Here is a 21,280-nt window from a genome sequence, read left to right as displayed (position 1 = left end):
CCCAATCGGGAAGTCGCCCTCTCGTGGGTCGGTCAGACTGCGCCGACGGGCCTTGCGCCGATCTGCGCAGTACGGATGGCGTGCCGCAGCAGCTGGCACCCTCGGCGTCGAAGCCGCCGGCACCGCCGCAGACCCCGGTGTCGGGAAGGACGAGCTCGTTGCGCTCCGCAGCCTCGTGATCTCCGGCAAGGTGAGCTGCGACGCTGCGGACCTGCTCCTAGCCCGTGAGCGCCAGGAAGGTGGGGGCGCGGCCATAAGACTTCGCACCGACGATGAACAGGTCCTTCTCGGGCTGCGCGAGCTGGCGTGCGCCGGTGGCTCCGACGGAGCCGCAGGAGTGGATGTTCGGGTCGATCTCCGAGGCGATGCTGGCCACGGCGTCGAGCACTGGCGAGGATACGGCCATCGCAGCCGTCCTGGTCGACCGTGTGCACAACGAATGGCTGGCCCTTGCGGCCGCTGTCTACGTCTTTGTCGCGCCCCTGCCGCGCGATTCCCGTCACCGTTGTGCCGTAGAGGACGCGGTCACCCAGCACATCGACGAGTGGGGTGAGGTACTCACTCACCCACTCCGCCCCCGTCGGGTAGCCGTTTGCCGGCGCCGTCCCGGTCGGCTCGAGCAGGCGACGCGCTGCAGTGTCGGTGAGCTCCGGCCAGCCTGAGAAGAGGCGTGCATGACCCCACTCGGACACGGCAGCACCAGCGGAGGAGCCACGCTCGACGACCACGTCATCGACGCCACGTTCGGTTAGATGGGCGGCTGCAGCCGGATGGCCAGCCCAAGCCCGTCATCGATCACGATGGCATCCTCGATCAGTTGCTCGATTCTCAGCGTCAGGACGGCGCCTTTGACTACAGGCGCGCAAAGTCCTGAGCGTCCACTCGCCCAGAGCTATCCGAGGAGCATCGAAGGCATCCGCGGGGCCGCCTCGCTGGCTTAGCGGACGAGGCGTGCGATGGCCTGGGATGCTTCAGTGATCTTGGCCTCGGCAATGTCTCCGCCTGCACGTGCGGCGTCGGTGACGCAGTGGCGGAGATGGTCTTCGAGAAGACCGACAGCAACGCCCTGGAGTGAGCTCGTCAGCGCTGAGATCTGGGTGAGGATGTCGATGCAGTACTTCTCCTCGTCGACCATGCGGTGGATGCCGCGGGCTTGTCCTTCGATCCGTTTGAGACGGGCGAGATAGCGGGCTTTGTCGGTGATGTAGCCGTGTTCGCCGTGTTCGCCGTGTTCGCAGGCGGTGTCGGACTCGACCTGGTCGGTCTCGATGGTGTCGGTCATCGTGGTCTCCGGTTCTGGATTGGTTATCGGTTGAGGATCGCGCGGGCCGTGGTTTCCGGGCGAAGGTCGAGTCGCCGCAGGAGCTGCGCGTTGAGGGCAACCACGATGGTGGACAGGGACATCAGGATCGCCCCGACCGACATCGGCAGCACGAACCCGATGGGGGCGAGGACGCCGGCGGCGAGGGGTACGGAGATCAGGTTGTAGCCGGCGGCCCACCAGAGGTTCTGCTTCATCTTCCGGTATGCGGCGCGGGACAGTTCGATGACGGAGAGCACCGAGCGGGGGTCGTCGCTGGCGAGGATGACTCCGGCAGAGGCGATGGCAACGTCCGTGCCGGCGCCGATCGCGAGCCCGACATCGGCCTGGGCGAGGGCGGGGGCGTCATTGACGCCGTCACCGACCATCGCGACCTTGCGTCCCTCGTTCTGGAGCTCCTGCACCTTCGCGGCCTTGTCCTCCGGTCGGACGCCGGCGAAGACACGGTCGATGCCGAGGTCCTCGGCCACGGTGTGCGCGACGGCTTCGGCATCGCCGGTGATCATCACGACCTGCACACCCAGCGCGTGCAGTGCATCGACGGCTTCGCGCGATTCCGACCGCACCTCATCGGCGAGCTTGAGAGCGCCGATCACACGGCCGTCCTGAACCACGTGGAGGATGATCGCACCGTCATTGCGCCACCGCTCGGCAACGGGCAGCTCCTGCGCATCTTCCTCGGTGAGCAGGTGCGGTCCCCCCACCCGTACAACGGTCCCGTCGACGGTCGCGGTGACGCCGACTGCGGGAGAGGAGGTGAAGTCCGAGCTGCGGGGCACGTCGAGGTGACGGTCGGCGGCGGCGCGGACGATGGCCTTGGCGAGCGGGTGTTCACTGTCGGCCTCCGCGGCGGCGGCCAGGGCGAGCACCCGGTCGGTGTCGTTGCCTTCGACGACTGAGACCTCGGAGACGGTCGGTTCGCCCTTGGTGAGGGTGCCTGTCTTGTCGAACAGCACGGTGTCGACGGTGCGCATGCTCTCCAGCGCGAGCCTGTCCTTCACGAGTACGCCACCGCGTGCGGCGCGTTCGGTGGCGATGGAGACGACCAAGGGGATTGCGAGACCGAGTGCGTGGGGGCAAGCGATGACGAGCACCGTGATGGTGCGGATGACGGCATCATCGGGAAGCCCAACGAGCGTCCACACGATCGCCGTGATCACGCCAGCGCCGAGAGCGAACCAGAACAGCCAGCCTGCCGCCGTGTCGGCAAGGCGCTGCGCGCGCGAGGACGAGCTCTGTGCTTCGGTGACCAGGCGTTGGATGCCGGCGAGAGTGGTGTCGTCACCGGTGGCGGTAATCTCCACGCGCAGCCCGGAGTCGGTCGCCACAGTTCCGGCCGTGACCTGGTCATCGATACCGCGCGTCACGGTGCGGGACTCGCCGGTGACCATTGACTCGTCCATCGACGCGCGACCGTCGACGATGCGACCGTCGGCGGGGACGCTGCCCCCGGGGCGAACGATGACGACATCACCGACGACGAGTTCGGCAGGCGAGACCGTCACGACCTGGTCACCTTCGACGCGTTCTGCTTCGTCGGGCAGGAGCGCGGCCAGGGAGTCGAGAGCGGACGTGGTCTGCGCGAGGGACCGCATCTCGATCCAGTGCCCGAGCAGCATGATCACGATGAGGAGCGCGAGCTCCCACCAGAAGTCGAGCTCGTGGTGCAGCAGGCCGAGGCTCGCACCCCAAGAGGCGATGAACGCAACGGTGATGGCGAGTCCGATGAGGAGCATCATCCCGGGCTTGCGGTCGCGGATTTCGCTGACAGCACCGACGAGGAACGGCTTTCCACCCCAGATGTACATCACTGTTCCCAGTACCGGGGACACCCAGGCCAGGCCGGGAATGTCGGGGAGGGTGTAGCCGAGGATCATCGCGAACATGCCCGACAGCGCGACGGTGGGGACGGCGAGGATCAGCATGATCCAGAACAGGCGACGGAACTGTCCGACGTGGTCGCCATGCCCCGCATGACCCCCGTGTCCACCGTGAGCGTCGTGTCCACCATGTGCGTCATGGCCGGCATGCTCGCCGTGACCCTGGTGGCCCATCGGCGCGCCGCTTCCGTGCGGTGCAGTATCGGGACCGTCGTGGTGCACGGCGGTGTCGTGGTGAGGGGTGTGGACGGGGGGGTCTTCTGTGGCCGCGGCGGGGACCGATGGGGTGTGCCCGTGCGCTGCGTGTTCGTGGGTGTGATCAGCGTCGTCGCTGTGTGGCTGGCTCATGAGGCTATCCTCCTCGGAAACGATGAAGCTGTGCGGGGCGATCCGTGTGCCGCCCCGCACAGGTGAAGCGATGTCAGGCTGCGGTCACGTACTTGGCGGGGTCAGCGTCGAACAGGGGGCCGCAGGCGGCGCAGCAGAAGTAATAGCGGGTGCCCTCGTAGTCGCGGTAGAGGCCAGCGGCTTCAGCGTCCGCTTTCACGACGGTGCTGCCGACCATCACGGGGCATTCGGCGAGCTGTTCGGCGGACGGCGCGAGGAGGTCCTTGCGTCCGTCGGCTGGGACAGAGCCGTGGCTGTTGTGGCTGCAGCAGGATCCGGAATCAGACATGTGTGTTCCTCTTTCGTGATTTCAGTGGGTTCCGACGGTTGCGTTCCGCGTCGCATGATCACGCGGTGCGGGCGCGGCGGTCGGGGATGGGTCCGCCGCCTGGCTGCGGAACGTGCGCAGGCGGAGGCTGTTGCCGACGACGAAGACGCTGGAGAACGCCATCGCGGCGCCGGCGAGCATGGGATTGAGCAGACCGAGGGCTGCCAGCGGGATGGCGGCGACGTTGTAGGCGAAGGCCCAGAACAGGTTGCCCTTGATCGTGCCGAGCGTCTTCCGAGACAGACGGATCGCGTCGGCCGCGCTGCGCAGATCGCCGCGGACGAGCGTGATGTCGCTGGCCTCGATCGCCACATCGGTGCCCGTGCCCATGGCCAACCCCAGGTCTGCCTGGGCGAGCGCGGCCGCATCGTTGACGCCGTCTCCGACCATCGCCACGACCTTGCCCTCGCGCTGCAGCCTGGTGACCACGTCGACCTTGTCTTTCGGGAGCACTTCGGCGATGACCTCATCGATGCCGACCTCAGACGCGATCTGCTCGGCCACGGCACGGTTATCTCCGGTGAGGAGCACCGGTGTCAGTCCCAGCGCCTTCAGCTGCCTGATGGCTTCGGTGCTGGTCGGCTTGATGGTGTCCGCGACGATGAGCACACCGCGTGCTTCCCCGTCCCACCCCACGGCGACCGCGGTCTTGCCCTGACGCTCTGCTTCGCTCTTCGCGGCGGCGAGATTCTCGGGAAGGCGCTGGGACCAGTCCTCGAGAAGCGACTCGCGGCCGACAAGGACGGCGTGCCCGTCGACGATGCCCTGCACTCCCTTGCCCTCGATGTTCGCGAAACCCTCGGGTGTCGGAAGCGTGCCGACCTCTTGGACTGCGGCTTTGGCGATGGCCTGCGCGATGGGATGCTCGGAGGCGTCCTCCACCGCACCCGCCAGGCGCAGCAGCTCGCCGCGGTCGACGCCGTCAGCGGTGAACACGCCGGTGAGCGTCATCCGCCCTGTGGTCACCGTCCCGGTCTTATCCAGAACGACGGTGTCCACCCGTCGCGTCGACTCGAGAACTTCCGGACCCTTGATGAGGATGCCCATCTGCGCGCCGCGGCCCGTGCCCACCAGCAGTGCGGTGGGCGTGGCAAGGCCCAGGGCGCACGGGCAGGCGATGATCAGCACCGCGACCGCGGCGGTGAACGCCGCCGCGGCAGGGAATCCCGCGCCGAGCCAAGCGCCCAGCGTGGCGATGGCGATCGCGATGACAATGGGCACGAAGATACCCGACACCCGGTCGGCGAGGCGCTGCACCTCGGCCTTGCCCGATTGGGCGTCCTCGACGAGCTTCGCCATCTGCGCCAACTGGGTGTCCGACCCGACCCTCGTCGCCCGGATGACGAGCCGGCCACCGGCATTGACCGTCGCCCCCGTGACGGAGTCTCCTTCGCCGACCTCGACCGGCACGGATTCACCGGTGAGCATGGACGCGTCGACCGCGGAGGTGCCGGAGACGATCACACCATCGGTGGCGATCTTCTCGCCGGGCCGTACGACGAACTCGTCGCCCTCTCGCAGGTCCGCGATGGGAATGCGGGTCTCGGCGCCGGCGCGAAGCACAGCAACATCCTTCGCTCCCAGCTCCAACAGCGCGCGCAGGGCGGCGCCCGCCTGCCGTTTCGCCTTCTTCTCGAAGTAGCGTCCGGCGAGGATGAACATCGTCACCGCGGCACCCACTTCGAGGTAGATGTTCGCCGCCCCGTCCGACGGTGCCACGGTGAGCTCGAACGGGTGGGTCATCCCGGGGACGCCGGCCGTGCCGAAGAACAGCGCGTAGAGCGACCACAGTAAGGCGGCTATCGTCCCCATCGAGATGAGCGTGTCCATGGTCGCCGCACCGTGCCGGAGATTCGTCCACGCTGCCTTGTGGAAAGGCCAGGCCGCCCAAACGATGACGGGGCCGGCCAGGGCGAGTGAGAGCCACTGCCAGTAAGTGAACTGCAATGCGGGGATCATCGACATCGCAATCACAGGAAGGGTCAGCACGATGGAAGCGATCAAACGGTTCCGCAGGCTCACCAGCTCCCTATCCGGAGCGTCCTCACCGTCGACTACCGCGGACGGCTCCGGTGAGGGAAGGGCGGCCGTGTAGCCGGTCTTCTCCACCTCGGCGATCAGCAGCGCCGGGTCGAACCCGTTCGGTGCGGTGACCTTCGCCTTCTCCGTCGCATAGTTCACGGTGGCGGTGACACCGTCCAGCTTGTTGAGCTTCTTCTCGATGCGCATCGCGCACGACGCGCAGGTCATCCCGCCGATCTCCAGCTCCACGCTGGACGCGGCTGCTGACTGCGTATCCGTCATGATGTCTCCTCGATCCTTCTTGCAACTCGATGCGCACTGAGCGGGTCAGTGCCCGTCGTGCTCGGCGTCGTCTTCGGTGTCCGCCTGGTCGCCGGTGGCGGGGGTCGCCTCGAGTACGAACTGTGCGGTGTGGACCTGTCCGTCGACCTGGAAGTCCAGGTACAGCAGGTAGCGGCCGGTGGTGGGTGTCTCGGCGGTGAATTCCACCTCGGGGCCGGCCAGATCGCCCGGCTGTGGTTCCTCGCCGCGCGCGTGCACATGCAGATACGCCAGGTCGCCATCGCGCAGGGCAACGAGGTGGCCGAACGCACCGAGGTACGGCTCCAGCACCGTGACGGGTTCCCCGTCCCGAGAGACCTTGACAGTCAGTTCGCTTCCAGTTCCGGCGACCAGGTCGCCGCTGACGGTCACGTCGAAGCCGTCGACCGTGTCGCTTGTCTTGACGGCGACCTCGGGCTCCGGTGTCAGCTGCCCCGCCACATCGACGGTGCGGGAGAGCGTGGCGCTCACCCCCTCAGAGGTGAAGTCCGCATACAGCCGGTACGTTCCCGCGGTATCCCAGGACCATGGCAGCGACCAGACCCCGGTCCTCGGGTCGAGTTCGGGGTGCACGTGACGGTATTCACGCCCGTCGTTGCGGACCACGATCAGGTGCAACTGCTTATCGTGGGCCTCGTCGAAATCGGTGATCGGGACACCTGAGGGATCGCGGATGTCGAAGGAGAGTTCACCGTCCGTCTCGACGTTCGCCGGCGCCTGTACGGGGCTCATTGTGAATCCCGATGCCGCGCTCATCACTCCACTCACCCCCATCTCCTGATCGTCTTTCGTGCCAGCAGCATCCTCGGGCGCTTGCGCGTCATGCGAGGAATGCCCGGCGTCCGCCCATGCGGTCACCGTGCTGTCGGGCACGAGTGCGCCCGCGGCGGCGAAGGCGGCGCCGAAGACAACGACAAGGCCCGCGCCGTAGAGGCCGAGGCGGCCCGGGGCGTTCATGAGAGTCGGACCGCCTCGTACCCGGCCTCATCGACGGCCGCGAGCACGGCCGCGTCATCCACTGCGGAACTCGTCGTGACGAGAAGCCGGCCGGTCTGCGCACTCACTTCGATGTTCTCGACGCCGGGGACCTGGCTGACCTCGCCGCGAACAGCGACCTCGCAGTGGCCGCAGCTCATCCCGCTCACCTGGTACTCGCTCGTGCTCATGATGGCTTCCTTCCCTCGATTCGGAATACCCCGGTAGGGTACTGGTATGCCTAACCATATACCCACCCAGGGTATTCCGGTCAAGGGGGTGAAGGGAGCTTCTCATGGATAAGACCAGCTCGGATGTGCTCATCGTCGGCGCGGGCGCCGCGGGTCATTCTGCGGCGGTCACGTTGCGGCGCAGCGGTTTCGACGGGTCGATCCGGATCGTGCATGCGGAGCCGTTCGCCCCGTACAACCGCACGCTGGTGACCAAGGGCATCCTTCGTGGCCTGCTCACCCCGGAGCAATCCGCGCTGCCTGCCTTGGACTCGATCGATGTCGAGACGATCCCCGGCAGCGCTGTCGGGATGGAAGAGCGGGGCATCTTGCTGCACGATGGCAGACGGCTGATATTCGCAACGGCTGTCGTGGCGACCGGCGCCGCCCCGCGTCCCCTGCAGGCGACAGGCGTCAGCGAGGGGGTCTTCACGCTGCACAGCGCGTCCGACGCGCTACGCATCCGAGGGCATGCGGGTCCGACGTTCGAAAGGCGGGTTGTCACTGTCCTCGGTGCCGGGCTGGTCGGAGCAGAAGCAGCAAGCTACCTTGTGAGCGCTGGTGCCAGAGTGCATCTCGTCGCGCGCTCCGAAATCCCCTTGGCGCACAGCCTCGGGTTGCCGATCGCCACCCGGCTCCGCGATCTGCACGCTGCGCACACGGAGTTCCATCCAGGCCGGACAGTGCGCTCCATCTCGGCTTCCGGAAGCGGGGGTGACGTACTCCTCGATGATGGGACATCTGTATCGTCAGACGTGATCGTCCTCGCCCACGGAACAGTTCCGGCTGTCTCATGGATCCGCTCAGACGGTGCCGCGATCGAGGTCGATGACCGGCTCCGTGCCAGGACGATCCCGGCAGTGTATGCGGCCGGTGGGGTCGCCGCTCATGTCGGTCCCGACGGTTCGCTCTATCGTATGGATCATTGGGATGATGCGGTGGCACAAGGGGCTCACGCCGCCCGAGCGCTGCTTCATGATCTGCACGGCGGGGACGATCCTGGCCCGTACCGGCACGTTTCCGGGTTCACGGTGAATGTGCACGGCGTCACGCTGAGTGGAGCGGGCGTCGTCTTGCCGCAGGCGACCGCGGAAACGACGTCATCGGCCGGCGGCGGCCTCGTCTCGACCTTCAGGACCGCCGACGGCAAGAGGGCGGGTGCTGTCGGGTGGTCAGCGGCAAGGGAAATCCTGGCGGTCAAGCACGAGCTGGCAGGCGGCTTCTGAGTGTGCACAGGATCGATGTCGGGCACACAGGCGGCGGTGCTAGCGTCGTGAGGAACAGGAAGGATCGAGGATGCAGGTGACGGTTCGCGCCACAAGCCCGCAGTTGTCGCTGCGCACCCTGCTGATGCTCGGCACCGCGGCCGTCCTGATCATCGTCGGCCTCCTGGGCATGCACACCTTCACCGCGGAACCTGCCGGGCACGGCTCCTCGGGCGTCGCCCATTCCGCATCGACAGTCGCTCACGTTCCGGACGCCACGGCGAGCCTCGACGACGGTGGTGCCGCTGCCTGCGACGGGCCGTGCCACGTGACCACCGGACAAGGGCAGGGTCACGACGACATGGTCACCGCCTGCGTACTCGCGTTGCTGGCCGGCCTTCTGCTCCTCGTCCCACCGACGTTTGCCCGACGCTCCGGCATCTCCCTTCGCGAGGTGACCAGCTGGTTGCGGTGGGAAGCGACCGATGCCCTCCCTCGTGGCCCCTCGTTGACGGTTCTTTCGATCAGTCGAACTTGAGTATTCGCACGCCGACCCAACTGTGGGCGGCCCTGCGGCGCCCGTTGGCGCCGCCGCTTCAGCGAACTCTCATACGACTTACGAAGGAACGACCATGAACAAGAAGATCCCCCTCGCACTCAGCACCGGCGCTCTCACCCTCGCCCTGGTACTGACCGGCTGCGCCGACACCGGCACCGCGCCGTCCGGTACCAGCAGCTCACCGTCCGCGTCGACGTCCTCGTCGGCCTCAACCGAGGCTGACGAGATGTTCGTCACGATGATGATCCCTCATCATGAGCAGGCCATCGAGATGTCGGACATTCTGCTGGCCAAGGACGGCGCGGACCCGCGGGTGGTCGAGCTCGCCGAACAGATCAAGGCGGCGCAGGGCCCGGAGATCGACAAGATGCTCGGGTGGCTCGAGGACTGGGGTGTGGAGTACGACCCCGATTCGATGGGCGGCATGGACCACGGCTCCATGGGCGGCGACGACAGCATGATGTCCGAAGAGGACATGACCATGTTGGAAGACGCCGACGCGACCGAGGCCAGCCGTTTGTTCCTCGAGCAGATGATCGTGCACCACGAAGGCGCCGTCGACATGGCACAGACGGCGCTTGACGACGCGCAGAACCCGGACGTCCTCGAGCTCGCGCAACAGGTGATCGATGACCAGACGGCGGAGATCGCCACGATGAAGGACCTCCTCGGAGAACTGTAGAACCACGCGGGGCGGGCCGATTCCCGAACGACCCGCCCTGCGTTTCCCGCGCGATCGCCCCGCGCGAAGACCGACCCCGCGGCGCGCTCCCTGCTGCCCGCGTCACAAGCCTGGCCACCCTCCTGGCCGCTACCCGGAAACCATCATGAAACGATCATTTCTTCTCGCCGCCGCAACCATCCCCGTGCTGACGCTCGTCATTACGGGCTGTACTGCCGCGCAGTCCGACGAGCCCGATGCGACACCCCGCATCGACCACATCCACGGCATCGCCGAAGACCCCCGCGGTGACGATCTGCTCGTCGCCACGCACAACGGCATCTTCACCGTCACACCGGACGGGAACGTCTCCGGACCCGTCGGCGGCCATGACTTCGATGCCATGGGATTCACTGTCACCGGCGACACCCTGTTCGCCTCCGGACACCCCGGAGAGCAAACCCCGGCCGAGCTGGGATCCCCGAACCTCGGCATCATCCGTAGCGATGACTATGGCCTCAACTGGTCGCCCATCGCCCTGAACGGAACAACCGACTTCCACGTCCTCACCGCCAGCCCCGACGGAACCCTGTACGGCATCGCTTCCAGCCAAATCGACCTGCTCTCCAGCACCGACAACGGAACGAACTGGACCACCCATGCCCCTCTAGCGGCAGCCGACCTCGCCGCCACAGAGTCCGGGCTCTATGCCGCCACCGAAGAAGGACTGCTCGTCAGCACCGACGGTGGCGACACCTTCACCCCCGTCCCCGAATCACCCCTGCTCTACGCCCTCGTAGCACGCACAGACGGCACACTCGTCGGCGCCGGCACCGACGGGGTCCTCTGGGCCCAAGATCAGAACGGGACGTGGCAGCAGCTGGGGCCACTCGACGGAGCCGTTCAAGCCCTCAGCACCATCGATGACCGCATCATCCTCGTCGATGACCGAGGCATCGTTGGTGTCACTGTCGACGGCTTCACCGTCCTCAGCCCGGCCCGGTAACCGCAGCCCACTCACGAATCCACCATGAACGAACACAAGAATCCGTTCCGGAACTTCGTCTTCTTCATCACCGCGGCAACGATCGCCGTCGTCCTCCTCGCCTTCGCCACCTACCTCGCGATTGGAGCGATCCTCTGATGTCGCCGGACGCACGATTCGATCCGCTCCGCCTGTCCGCGCTCAGCCATCGTTCCGCACCGAGCAGGCCGCCACCTCGCCCGTCGCGTGCGTACCGACTGCACCGCCGACTTGTGCGGTTAGGGATTGTGCTCCTGGCAGCCGGACCCGCGCTCGTCCTGATCCATCTGAGCACCGATACACAATACGGAAGCCACAATGGCACTTGGTGGACGTACACGGTGGCGAGCTACGACGTCGCCATCATCACCACGATCATCGGGGTAGCACTGGTCTGGCGATCGCCGCCGGCCTCCGATGAACGGCGTGAATGACTGGCCGAATCGCGGCGTCAAGAGACAGGGACATCCCAACGTCTCATGACCTTGTCGATCTCGACGAGGCCGGCGAAGCGGGCAACGTCGCGTCCACCCATGACGCGGTTCCGAGCGAGCTTCGCCGGGAACTGCTTCAGGGGAGGGATCTCGGTCTCGTGTTGCGGCGAGGGTCTGGCGTTGAGCCTGGACGGTCGCCGCTAGCGCACGCCGGAACGGAGCCACTGATCGTGTAGCAGTTGGCTCATCGCCACGCGTGGTGTCAGGTCACCGTGTCGAGCTCCACGCCGTAGTCATCGGCGTTCTGCGTTATCGGCACGAATATCGAATCATCCCCGGCGTACTCAGCGAGCTCCGGCGGGCAATCGAGATCGCCGATCGAGAGCGCACGTTCAGGTGGCAAGAGATGGGCTTGTTCGAAGCCCTTGCCCGAGGGTCGACGATTCGGTAGCCGTCAGCGAGACTGGCGGAGATCGAGGCCGAGGGCAGACTCGGACCGCAGATCATCGGCCCCTCGATTGCGGGGCATCCAGCTCAAGAAGGGCGGTATCCATGACCGACGCATCCACTCCCCCAAGCGACACCGTCAACGATCTGACCAACCCACCCGTGCCGCCGGGAGCCTTGTTGCTGGAGCTCGTGCCGGTTCCGGTCACCGACATCGAACGAGCAAAGACCTTCTACCGAGACCAGCTCGGCTTTCGGCTCGACGTCGACATCAACCCAGAGCCCGGCGTCCGCATCGTCCAGCTCACGCCACCGGGTTCGGCATGCTCGATCACCCTGGCCGAGGGCCTGCCCACGCTCGACATGCCTCCGGGGACCCTGCGAGGGCTGCACCTGGTGGTCGCCGACATCGAGGCATCTCGTGCCGAACTGGTCGAGCGCGGCGTCGAGATCAGCGAGGTCGAGGACCTCGGCGGAGTGTTCTACGCCTTCTTCGCCGACCCCGACGGCAACACCTGGTGCCTGCAGCACATGCCCTGGCGATAGCTACGACGCCGGCGAGGGCGCCGGGGTCGGTTTGATGCGGCGGGTCGGCACACGCAGGAGGACGAGCGCGACAAGGTAGATGCCGCCGACGACGATCGCGATGTCGGCGACGTTGCCGATGAACAGATCGAAGTAGCCGATGAAGTCGATGACGCCACCGCGTGCCAGGCGGTCAGCGGCATGACTGATCGCACCGCCGAGGACCAGGCCCAGCCCGATTGCCCACCAGAGCGATCCCACCCGCCACAGGTAGACCGTGATGGCGACCGCGGCGGCAGCGGCGAGGAGTCCGAGCAGCCAGGTGAAGTCGGTGCCGAGGGAGAACGCGGCGCCACGGTTGACGGTGAGTTGGAACTCGAGAACCGGTGGCAGGACGTCCTTCGATTCTCCGCCCGAGAGCGCAGAGGCGGCCCAGATCTTGGTCCATTGGTCGACGGCGACGACGACCGCTGCGATGGCCAGCCCGGCGAGGAAGGACCAGCGCACTCCCGAGCGTCGGTTCGTGGTCGGTGACGTCACTGTGCAGTTCCCTCTTCGTGCGATAGCTCGTGCCGGGCCGGTTTTCGGTTACCGGCTTCACCAGACTATTCGCTGGGCTATGGCCGAGAGGTCAGGGCTTCGACGCCAGTCACACTTTCACGGGGAACGTCGCCAAGATGACCACACCGATGACAGCGAGAGTCAGGCCCAGAATGAAGAAGGTGCGCCGGCGCCATTCGGCGCGCTGGTTCTGGGACAGCGCCGCGAAGAACAGCACGAGCGCGAAGAGCACGGTGAGCAGAGCGTAGTTGTCTCCGCGCTGGTTGTTCACGAGTGCTTCGTCGAACTTGGCGTCCGCGCGCGCGTGCAGGTCTTCCGCTTCCTCGGTCCCCGGCGGAATGTACTCCTCCCTGGCGAGGGGCCCCTGGGATACGCGCCCCTCCGCCGTCCAGGCGTCGAACGCGATCCGGAACTCGTCCGTGAAGCGTTCCTCGATGAAGGTGACGAGTTCCTGGTCGTCGTCTGCGGTGGCGAGCACCCATTCGGTGTAGATGGTCAGATCGTATTGGCGCGCCGCTTGGGCCCTGCTTTCGGCGGAGGCGGCCTGGACACGTGCGCTGGACGCTTGGCTGAAGGCGATAGACATCTCACCGCCCCATTTCGACGCCTCGAATCCGCACCATGCGGTGATGACCGCGGTTATGGACAGCAGCACCACCGTGGCCACCTCCAACCACCGGCCGGGATGAGTGACTTTCTCGGTGGCGTCCATGCGCGCCGTCTTTTAGGGCAGCACGATCTCGAATGCCGGGTCTCCGGGGGTCAGTACGCCGAGCAACTGCTTCAGGACGCCGAGGTCGCCGCGCACGTCCAGGCCCTCGGCGTCGAGGTCTCCGCCGGCGAGGCGGATGAGCCGCTCCTTGGTGAGGGTGAGATGCAGTGCGGCATCTGTGGCGGGTTCGCGCTCGACGTAGACGAGCACGCCGTTGCGGAGCGTGACGTGGAACGAGCGGTCGAGATCACTGAGTGTGATGTCGAATCCGAGGTCGAGGTCCCAGGCGCGCGGGCCGTCGACGGTGATCGCGACGGCATCGAACAGCTGTTCCGGGGTGAGCTGCGCTCGGATGGCTGGGGCGTTGGTCACGGTCGGGGTACCGAAGTTTCCCTCGCGCAGTTCGGTCGCCCCGGAGAGGAAGAAGTTGCGCCAGGTGCCGTTCTCAGCGCCGTAGCCGAGCTGCTCGAGGGTGTCGGCGTAGAGCGCCTTCGCTTCCGCATTGTTCTCCTCGGTGAAGACCGCGTGGTCGAGCAGTGTGGCCGCCCAGCGGAAGTCTCCCGAGTCGAAGGCGGCGCGGGCGAGCTCGAGGACCCGGTCGATGCCTCCGATCGCGTCGACGTAGCGCTTCGCCTGCTCCTTCGGCGCGTGCGGCCAGAGCCGAGCCGGGTTCCCGTCGAACCAGCCCATGTACCGCTGGTAGATGGCCTTTACGTTGTGGCTGACCGAGCCGTAGTAGCCGCGGGCGTGCCAGGCGTTCTCGAGCGCGGGCGGCAGCTGGATCGCCTCGGCGATCTCGGCGCCCTGCATGCCCTGGTTCAGCATCCGCAGCGTCTGGTCGTGCAGGTACCCGTACAGGTCCCGCTGCAGACCGAGGAACTCACGGATCTCCGCGTTGCCCCAGGTCGGCCAGTGGTGCGAGGTGAACACGACTTCGGCGTCGTCGCCGTAACGCTCGATGGCCTCGGTGAGGTACTGCGACCACACGTGCGGATCCCGCACGACCGCGCCCCGCAGGGTGAGCAGGTTGTGCAGCGTGTGCGTGGCGTTCTCCGCCATGCACAGCGCCCGGTACTTCGGGAAGTAGAAGTGCATCTCGCTGGGCGCCTCGGTGCCCGGCGCCATCTGGAATTCGATCTCCAGCCCGTCGACGGTGTGGGTCTGCCCCGTCTCGGTGATCTCCAGCGTCGGCGCGAGCAGGGTCGCCTCCCCGGTCGACGTCGTCTGTCCGAGACCGGCGCCGACTGCCCCCTGCGGGCCGCGTGCGAGTGCCGCGCCGTACATGTACCCGGCGCGCCGGCCCATCGCGGTGCCCGCGTAGACGTTCTCTGCCACCGCGTGCTCGACCATGCCCGCGGGGACGATGATCTCGACCCCCGCGTCGACGTCGGCCTGTGAGACGATGCCCTGCACGCCGCCGAAGTGGTCGATGTGAGAGTGGGTGTGGATGACAGCGGTGATCTTGCGGTCACCGCGGTGACGCCGGTAGAGCGCCATCGCCGCGGCTGCGGTCTCCTTCGAGATCAGCGGGTCGATCACGATCACGCCGGTGTCGCCCTCGACGAATGACATCACCGACAGGTCGAGCCCGCGGATCTGGTACAGGCCGGGCACGACCTCGAACAGGCCGTGCTTGGCGACCAGCGTGCTCTGGCGCCACAGGCTCGGGTTCACCGTCTCCGGAGCATCACCCTGCAAGAAGTCATAGGTGGACGCGTCCCAGATGATATCGCCGGCGGCGTTGCGGATCGCAGGCTCGTCTAGCGTGCCGATGAATCCTCGCTCGGCCGCCGCGAGATCCCGCTCATCGTCGAACGGGAGCCGTGCCTGCAGCTCTGCCTGCTGTTGCCGGATGGTCTCTGATGCGTCGCGCTGACCCATGATGGTGCTCCCGTCTCCGAAGAACAGTTCACGACGAGTCTTGCGGTCACGAAAGACGGTGACAACCACCTTTCGTCTGAACCTTGTGCCGGCCGCTGTCACGCGGCATCCTGAGGTATCGGATCACCGCGGGCCCCCGCGGGTGTCCGGTTCTGGGGACGAGGCTGGGGAGGCCTCACGCGGGATGCCTCATGGGTGGCGACTCCCTCGGTCGCACGTGCGGCATCCCGCACACCCGGACGGACGCTGGCTGATACCGTCGGCGCATGCCCCGACGTATGGCGGACCCTGAGTTTCGACAGCAGCAGTGGGACGATCGCTATGCGCTGCACATCGCGCCGGTCAACGAGTACGTCGACGAACTGCGTGAGGTCGGCCGCGGGTGGGCGCCGTACGTCGCGCCCCTTCATGGTGGAGTCGAAGCGCGGGTGCTGAGCATTCTTCGCGATCCAGGGCCCGCGACGCAGGACGGCAAGGGTTCGGGCTTCATCTGCGTCGAGAACAACGACGGCAGCGCCGAGCTTCAGGCGGTCCTGCTCGAGCAAGCAGCGCTATCTCCGTACGAGCTGCTGCCGTGGAATGCGTACCCCTGGTACATCAACCGCGCCCCGAAGGCGGCTGAGCTGGATGCCGGCGTCCAGACGATCCTGCACCTGCTGGAACTCGCGCCGAGGCTGAAGGTCGTGCTACTCCAGGGTGGTGATGCGGATCACGCCTGGCGCCGGTTGCTTAGGCAGTCCCCTGAGATCGAGCGTGAGCGGGGTCTCACCGTCGTTCGGACGTTTCACCCTTCGCCGCAGGCTCTCTTCGTGCGGGATCTCGAGGAGAGAGCTGCACGCGTAAAGCGACGAGCCGACGCGTTCGTCGAGGTGGCAGGTCTGCTCGAGCCCGTGCGATCGACGCCATGACGGGCACGGGGAGCTCGCCACGCGAGCGCTGATGACCGTCCGGTAACGATGGTCATCAGCGCCTTTCGCGTCTCGCACTGAGAACCGAAGGTGTCAGTAGGCGCTGATACGGTCAGCGTCGACATCAACCTGCTCGGAGAGGCATCCCTTGAACATCACAGCACCCAAGCTCGGCGCGACCATCGCACTTCTGGCACTCCTCGGCATCAGCGCCGTGGGGTGCGCATCTCCCGAACCGTCCAGCTCGTCGTCTGGCGGCGAGTCCTCCTCGTCCGAGACCGAGCAGGTCCAGGAGGAGGAAGCTCCGGAGCCGGTGAGTCTGGAGGGCTCCTGGAAGCAGAACAACTCCAACTCCGAGGACGCGTGGCAGGAGGCCACGATCACCGGTGACACGATCGAGGTCCACTGGGTCGCCGACGGCGGTGACACGAAGTCGCTGTACTGGGCCGGCACCGTCGAGGTCCCGGCAGAGGGCGACTCGTTCACCTTCGATTCGGCGAACGACACGTCCAAGACCGAGTCCTCGATCATGGCATCGAGCGACGCGACCAAGACGTTCACGTACGAGAACGACGAGCTCAGCTACGAGGTCACCGCGATGGGCACCACGATGACCGTGCGCCTCAGCCGCGAGTAAGCACTTCGCTCACTAGTCGGCACAGCCCCCACGCTCTCGGAGCGAATGGGGGCTGTTCTGTTGCAGTTGGTGGCTCGTTCCAGGCGAGTCCCGACGGACACATGGTGTCGCGAATCTTCAAGCACGCTGGTTCTCGCGCCCCGTAACGTCGAAGCCATGACAGGAAGAGGACACCGTTGAGCGCGTTGATGGGCGAAGAGATCAGGACCGCGGAGGTCAGTGGCGACATGAGGACGGCAAGAGGAACGTTCGAGGTGTCGCTCGAGCCCGCGGAGCACGATCAGGCGGGCATCCGCCGAATGGTCATCACCAAGACATGGCGGGGTGACCTTGCCGGGCAGGGGGCCGGGACGATGCTCGCAGCTGGCGATCCGGCAACCGGAAAGGCGGGCTATGTCGCCGTGGAAACCGTTGACGGCGAGCTCGACGGGTTGCGCGGAGGCTTCGCGTTCCAGCAGTTCGGAACGATGACGGCACCCGACCAACAGCTGCGCTACGAGATCGTGCCCGGCTCGGGAACCGCGGACCTGGCAGGAATCACCGGAACGCTCGACCTCGAGATCATCGACGGGAACACCGCTACCTGTTGACCTACGCGCTGAGCTGACAGCACGGGTGAAGCGCAAGCGGCTCGCCTGTTGAAGGTGTCTCAGGCCTGACTGAGATTGCTCGCGGCTTCAGTCTGCTGGTCAGGCGCGGCGGCGTCGAAGACGCGCGTTCTGATGACCTGGTCGACGCCGACGAGGCCGGCGAGCTTCACTACATCGCGGCCGCCCATGATGCGGTTCAACATGAACTGCGGCGGGAAGAGGTCCAGCAGCGGGTTCTCACCGTCGAACGACCGCGAGGTCCTGGCGGCGAAGATGCGCGTGGTGTCGAGAGCTCTGAAGCTGTCGATCGAGAGGATGGACGTTCGGGGATCGGGCCAGATCAACCGGTCCAGAGGCTTCGCACCGGTCCAGTGCTGCTTGATGCGCTTCATCACTCCGACCGAGGCGTTCGTCGCGCCGACATACGCCTGGCGGTACTCGTCGAGCACCATGACGTAGAGGCCGGGCACCCCATCCCACTTCGTGAGATCGGTGACCTCGGTCATGCCCGGTTGGCTGGTGATTGCCGCCTGCAGCGCGGCATCGAACTCGGCAGTGTCGAGGGAGGCGAAGTGCGCCATGTTGAGGTCGTAGTTCGCCAGTGCCAGCTCCTGGAGGAACGAGCACCATGCGTCTGTGTAGATGCGGTGGTCGGGGTCCTCGTATCTGTCGTCGATCGCGTCCCAGAGATACGGGTCCTCCTCGCGGTACCAGCGTTGCAGGGAGGAGCGCTTGTTGATCCGGGCGTAGGTCTCGCGCGACATGCGGAGGCCGAGCTCGCGGCTGCCGCGGACCTTGAGTCCGAAGTGCACGGCGCTTTCGACCGGACTGGTGCCTGCTCGGCGACCACGCTGCGACGAGACGGCGACCCCCCAGATCTTCCGGGCTGGTCGCGGATGCCACCGGTGCCAGAAGAGCACGTGACCGGAGTCGACGAGCATCTGCAGGGACGCGTTCGCGTCGGCGCCGATGTCGACGTTGAAGATCCGCGCAGGGTCGAACTCGAGATGCTCGCCCTCGGGGATGATGCTCTGCTGGTTCAGCTCCCACGGATCAGCATCGAGCACTAGGTAGCCGGAGTCAGTCAGCTCTCGTCGCAGCTGTGCAGCGTGCTCGGTCGACGGCGCCCAGACGAGTGTCTCGCGCGGAGTAGCGGTGATCTCGAGTTCCACGATGGCGTTCAGCCCTCGGGGCGCCACGCGGCGGCCTCGGCGGCCATCGCGGCTCGAGCAGCCGAGAGCCGGGGGAGCCTGCCGGGGTTCTTGTCCAAGTTGATCGGTGGTGTGAGGCGCACGATGACGCTGGTCTCGACGTCGCCGAGCGGGACCCGCATGTCCGCTGGCGCCGGCCAGACAGAGAGCTGGAGGCGCGCGTGCATCCACTCGTTGAGGCGTGCGTCGCCGCCGTCGGCAAGGGCGTAGTTCGCGAAGCGCTCCGGCTTCGCGAGGTTGCGCGGGACCGCATGCAGATCGAGGAAGTCGCGCAGGAGGGCGGCGAACGACCGCCGGACCGTGGACCCGCCGGTGCGGGGCTTGGACTTCGGGTTCGTGGCGAAGTGACCGTTCAGGTCGCGCGAGACCAGGCTCTCCTCGGCCTTGCCGACGTACAGGGGATGATCCGGAGCCGGCTCAAGCTGGAGATCCCGCCAGGCCTGCTCGTCGCCGTAGATGGCGTACAGTCCGGGACGGGCGGGGACGAGTTGCGCGGCCTCCATGATCGCCCAGCGCTCTCCGGTGAGCGCGGCGACGGCAGGATTGGTGAGGTCGTGCAGGGAGTCAGCGCTCACGCCGAGGTCCTGCCGAAGTGCGCACGAACCTCGTCGGCCTGCTCGGGGGTCAGCTCCCAGCGCTGGTTCTTCAAGTGGTCGGGGTAGCGCTCGCGCAGATAGCGGCGCACAGTGATGCCGGGCCGATCACCGTCGTTGTGACCGAGTTCGCGGCCGAGCTCGGCGGGGGTGATGACGTCGTGCGATGCGCTCATGAGGTCATCATGCACGATGCCCTCGTTGACCGCATTCCCACGGATTGTCCTCGAAGGTCGGCAGTGTCCCGGGTTGTTCTCAGTGCTGCAGGCCATCTTCTCGCTGAGGTGCGGAGGAGCCAGCAAGACCATACCGATCGAGGTGCACACCGCGAAGCTCGGGGAAGGCATCGGAGACGCGCTTCGGTGGCGCGGGAGTCCGCGGCACCTTCGGGGCGGGGGTGTGCTGAGCCGCACTCTGCAAGCTGGACCGAACCATGTGCGAGGTGAACTGTCGCGGCCGCATCATCAGCCGGCCGTTCCATGCGGGACCGAGATCGATGAGGTGATGGTCGGAGGAGACGATCACGTCCGCGTCGACGGCGGGGTCCTTCGCGAGGGCGAGGATGTTATTGTCCTCGTGATTCCCGATGGCATAGTCGCGGACGACCGGGTCCACGATCGCGCCTCCGGAGTCGTCGCAGGCCTCGGCGACGAACTCGATGTACTTGGCCGTGGTTCGTTCAGACTGCCCGGAGGCGATCATCAGGCGGTGGACGTTCCGCAGGATGTGCGGCGAGGTGAACAAACGCACCTGCTGATCGAACGCGAGCGAGAGAGCGTCGGATGCCGCCGAAGGGGAGGGGAGCTTGTCGGGGAGCAGCATTCCGGTGCCGCTACGGATGTGGTCGAGGTAGACGTTGATGTCGTAGACGACCGCGATCCGAGGGCGCTCCCGCTGGCTGTTCATGAGGTTCCCAAGTCCTCGATGAGCTTGAGCGTTTCCTCGGTCGTGTAGACCTTGCCGCCGCGCTCTTCGAGCATCTCGGCGTGCAGATCGTTCATCTGCTGGACGCGGAGCTTCTTCTTGAACTCCTTCATGGCGACGCGCAGGAATTCGCTGCGGTTGCCGCCGCCGAACGCATCGGCGAGCTCCTGGAGCAAAGGGACGTCCGTCTCTTCGACGGCGAAACTGATCGGTCGTGCAGCCATTCGAGGCCTCCAAGCGTGTTAGTAATGCATTAGTAATGGTACGTCGAGAGGTCGACATCGACAAGAGTGGTCTCGAATCCCGCACGCAGTTCGCGGGATATCGGCCACCATTGCGATTCGGCTTAGATGCTGGCTGATATGTTCGGCGGCATGGCCCGCAAAATCGTGCATCAGCTCGTCGACGACATCGACGGAGAAGTCCTGGAAGTCGGATCCGGCGAGGCGGTGACCTTCTCCCTGAACGGCACCGCGTACGAGATCGATCTGTCCGAGAAGAACGCAGCAGCGTTGCGAGAGGCCTTTGAGCCGTGGATCGCGGCAGCCCGCCGGGTGTCCGCCGGCGGTACTCGCGGAGGCCGTGGGCGCCGGAACTCGCAGGGCGCCGCCAAGCGCGACCTCTCGGCAATCCGCGCGTGGGCGAAGGAGAACGGTCACCAGGTCTCCGACCGCGGCCGCGTCCCCGACGCGGTGCAGCAGGCGTACGACGCCGCGCACTGAGGCCGCCGTGGGAGAGGCGCGCGGGTTCGAGCAGGGGACGAACTGGAAGGCGAAGAACGCCGCGAGTATCCGTCTGCGCGTCGGCGACGGAAAGAAGCACCCGGTTCGTTCCTCTGATGGCGCCCCGCGGCTTACGTCTGAGGAGCAGCGGCGAGCGGACGTCCTGCGTGAGCAGGAGCGTGAACGCATCGCGAAAGAGCGCCAGGCGCGCGCGGGGCGCGC

Annotated in this window: 23 protein-coding genes and 1 pseudogene; 9 read left to right on the top strand and 15 right to left on the bottom strand. The window is 66.4% G+C overall.

The window, feature by feature from the left end:
• Positions 1 to 32: 32 nt before the first annotated feature.
• From KVS71_RS05415 to KVS71_RS05385, 7 genes and pseudogenes are all read right to left on the bottom strand, one after another.
• A pseudogene (locus tag KVS71_RS05415) lies at positions 33 to 728 on the bottom strand (hypothetical protein).
• A gap of 209 nt (positions 729 to 937) precedes the next feature.
• Positions 938 to 1,282, bottom strand: coding sequence for a metal-sensitive transcriptional regulator (locus KVS71_RS05410; RefSeq protein ID WP_029266204.1), 345 nt, complete (start codon positions 1,280 to 1,282; stop codon positions 938 to 940).
• A 23-nt stretch (positions 1,283 to 1,305) separates the two neighbouring features.
• Positions 1,306 to 3,375 (bottom strand): heavy metal translocating P-type ATPase, encoded by a 2,070-nt coding sequence (locus KVS71_RS05405; protein WP_231479864.1) that lies wholly within the window; start codon positions 3,373 to 3,375, stop codon positions 1,306 to 1,308.
• Between the two features lie 247 nt (positions 3,376 to 3,622).
• Positions 3,623 to 3,877 (bottom strand): YHS domain-containing protein, encoded by a 255-nt coding sequence (locus KVS71_RS05400; RefSeq protein WP_029266198.1) that lies wholly within the window; start codon positions 3,875 to 3,877, stop codon positions 3,623 to 3,625.
• 21 nt (positions 3,878 to 3,898) lie between these two features.
• Positions 3,899 to 6,220, bottom strand: a complete 2,322-nt coding sequence (locus KVS71_RS05395; protein WP_029266196.1) for a cation-translocating P-type ATPase — start codon at positions 6,218 to 6,220, stop codon at positions 3,899 to 3,901.
• Positions 6,221 to 6,265: 45 nt separating this feature from the next.
• Positions 6,266 to 7,216: a hypothetical protein gene (locus tag KVS71_RS05390; protein WP_029266194.1), complete on the bottom strand. Its 951-nt coding sequence runs from the start codon at positions 7,214 to 7,216 to the stop codon at positions 6,266 to 6,268.
• On the bottom strand, positions 7,213 to 7,425 hold the full coding sequence (locus tag KVS71_RS05385; RefSeq protein WP_029266192.1) for a heavy-metal-associated domain-containing protein: 213 nt from the start codon (positions 7,423 to 7,425) through the stop codon (positions 7,213 to 7,215). The genes KVS71_RS05390 and KVS71_RS05385 overlap by 4 nt, the downstream gene beginning before the upstream one ends.
• 104 nt (positions 7,426 to 7,529) lie before the next feature.
• Here KVS71_RS05385 and KVS71_RS05380 point away from each other — a divergent pair, with 104 nt between their 5' ends.
• From KVS71_RS05380 to KVS71_RS05360, 5 genes are all read left to right on the top strand, one after another.
• Positions 7,530 to 8,690, top strand: a complete 1,161-nt coding sequence (locus KVS71_RS05380) for an FAD-dependent oxidoreductase (RefSeq protein WP_051667917.1) — start codon at positions 7,530 to 7,532, stop codon at positions 8,688 to 8,690.
• Between the two features lie 70 nt (positions 8,691 to 8,760).
• On the top strand, positions 8,761 to 9,207 hold the full coding sequence (locus KVS71_RS05375) for a DUF6153 family protein (protein ID WP_029266188.1): 447 nt from the start codon (positions 8,761 to 8,763) through the stop codon (positions 9,205 to 9,207).
• Positions 9,208 to 9,301: 94 nt separating this feature from the next.
• Positions 9,302 to 9,910 carry a DUF305 domain-containing protein gene (locus tag KVS71_RS05370; protein WP_029266186.1) on the top strand — a complete coding sequence of 203 codons (609 nt, stop codon included), beginning with the start codon at positions 9,302 to 9,304 and terminating at the stop codon, positions 9,908 to 9,910.
• Between the two features lie 145 nt (positions 9,911 to 10,055).
• Positions 10,056 to 10,895, top strand: a complete 840-nt coding sequence (locus tag KVS71_RS05365) for a F510_1955 family glycosylhydrolase (RefSeq protein ID WP_029266184.1) — start codon at positions 10,056 to 10,058, stop codon at positions 10,893 to 10,895.
• A 1,004-nt stretch (positions 10,896 to 11,899) separates the two neighbouring features.
• Positions 11,900 to 12,340: a VOC family protein gene (locus tag KVS71_RS05360; protein ID WP_036331298.1), complete on the top strand. Its 441-nt coding sequence runs from the start codon at positions 11,900 to 11,902 to the stop codon at positions 12,338 to 12,340.
• On the opposite strand, the gene lspA is transcribed toward KVS71_RS05360, so the two are convergent.
• The 3 genes from lspA to KVS71_RS05345 form a co-directional block, all read right to left on the bottom strand.
• On the bottom strand, positions 12,341 to 12,859 hold the full coding sequence (lspA, locus tag KVS71_RS05355) for a signal peptidase II (RefSeq protein WP_081859717.1): 519 nt from the start codon (positions 12,857 to 12,859) through the stop codon (positions 12,341 to 12,343). It lies immediately after the preceding gene.
• Between the two features lie 109 nt (positions 12,860 to 12,968).
• Positions 12,969 to 13,592: a hypothetical protein gene (locus KVS71_RS05350; protein WP_051667916.1), complete on the bottom strand. Its 624-nt coding sequence runs from the start codon at positions 13,590 to 13,592 to the stop codon at positions 12,969 to 12,971.
• Positions 13,593 to 13,604: 12 nt separating this feature from the next.
• Positions 13,605 to 15,473 (bottom strand): alkyl/aryl-sulfatase, encoded by a 1,869-nt coding sequence (locus tag KVS71_RS05345; protein WP_036331343.1) that lies wholly within the window; start codon positions 15,471 to 15,473, stop codon positions 13,605 to 13,607.
• Positions 15,474 to 15,751: 278 nt separating this feature from the next.
• Between KVS71_RS05345 and KVS71_RS05340 the strand changes: the two genes are divergently transcribed.
• From KVS71_RS05340 to KVS71_RS05330, 3 genes are all read left to right on the top strand, one after another.
• On the top strand, positions 15,752 to 16,381 hold the full coding sequence (locus KVS71_RS05340) for a uracil-DNA glycosylase (protein WP_199787686.1): 630 nt from the start codon (positions 15,752 to 15,754) through the stop codon (positions 16,379 to 16,381).
• 148 nt (positions 16,382 to 16,529) lie between these two features.
• The gene (locus tag KVS71_RS05335; RefSeq protein WP_029266170.1) at positions 16,530 to 17,018 is read left to right on the top strand and encodes a hypothetical protein; all 489 of its coding nucleotides are present in this window, start codon (positions 16,530 to 16,532) and stop codon (positions 17,016 to 17,018) included.
• Between the two features lie 188 nt (positions 17,019 to 17,206).
• Complete coding sequence (locus KVS71_RS05330) at positions 17,207 to 17,608, top strand: DUF3224 domain-containing protein (protein WP_197971866.1); 402 nt, start codon at positions 17,207 to 17,209, stop codon at positions 17,606 to 17,608.
• Between the two features lie 59 nt (positions 17,609 to 17,667).
• On the opposite strand, the gene KVS71_RS05325 is transcribed toward KVS71_RS05330, so the two are convergent.
• The 5 genes from KVS71_RS05325 to KVS71_RS05305 all read right to left on the bottom strand — a co-directional run bounded on the left by KVS71_RS05325 (position 17,668) and on the right by KVS71_RS05305 (position 20,560).
• The gene (locus tag KVS71_RS05325) at positions 17,668 to 18,807 is read right to left on the bottom strand and encodes a hypothetical protein (protein WP_062635485.1); all 1,140 of its coding nucleotides are present in this window, start codon (positions 18,805 to 18,807) and stop codon (positions 17,668 to 17,670) included.
• On the bottom strand, positions 18,789 to 19,394 hold the full coding sequence (locus tag KVS71_RS05320) for a GIY-YIG nuclease family protein (protein ID WP_029266166.1): 606 nt from the start codon (positions 19,392 to 19,394) through the stop codon (positions 18,789 to 18,791). Before KVS71_RS05320 ends, KVS71_RS05325 begins: the two co-directional genes overlap by 19 nt.
• A complete protein-coding gene (locus tag KVS71_RS05315; RefSeq protein WP_071327683.1) occupies positions 19,391 to 19,588 on the bottom strand; it encodes a hypothetical protein in 198 nt (65 codons plus the stop codon). The genes KVS71_RS05320 and KVS71_RS05315 overlap by 4 nt, the downstream gene beginning before the upstream one ends.
• Before the next feature lie 79 nt (positions 19,589 to 19,667).
• Positions 19,668 to 20,318, bottom strand: a complete 651-nt coding sequence (locus KVS71_RS05310) for a hypothetical protein (protein WP_029266162.1) — start codon at positions 20,316 to 20,318, stop codon at positions 19,668 to 19,670.
• Positions 20,315 to 20,560: a hypothetical protein gene (locus tag KVS71_RS05305; protein WP_029266161.1), complete on the bottom strand. Its 246-nt coding sequence runs from the start codon at positions 20,558 to 20,560 to the stop codon at positions 20,315 to 20,317. The genes KVS71_RS05310 and KVS71_RS05305 overlap by 4 nt, the downstream gene beginning before the upstream one ends.
• Positions 20,561 to 20,710: 150 nt before the next feature.
• Here KVS71_RS05305 and KVS71_RS05300 point away from each other — a divergent pair, with 150 nt between their 5' ends.
• A complete protein-coding gene (locus tag KVS71_RS05300) occupies positions 20,711 to 21,058 on the top strand; it encodes an Lsr2 family protein (RefSeq protein WP_029266159.1) in 348 nt (115 codons plus the stop codon).
• Positions 21,059 to 21,280: the final 222 nt, after the last annotated feature.

This window comes from Microbacterium sp. GbtcB4 (genome assembly GCF_019091465.1).
GTDB classification, from domain to species: domain Bacteria; phylum Actinomycetota; class Actinomycetes; order Actinomycetales; family Microbacteriaceae; genus Microbacterium; species Microbacterium paraoxydans.
Note: the sequence above shows the minus strand (reverse complement) of the source record. Positions and strands in the feature narration are given on the sequence as shown.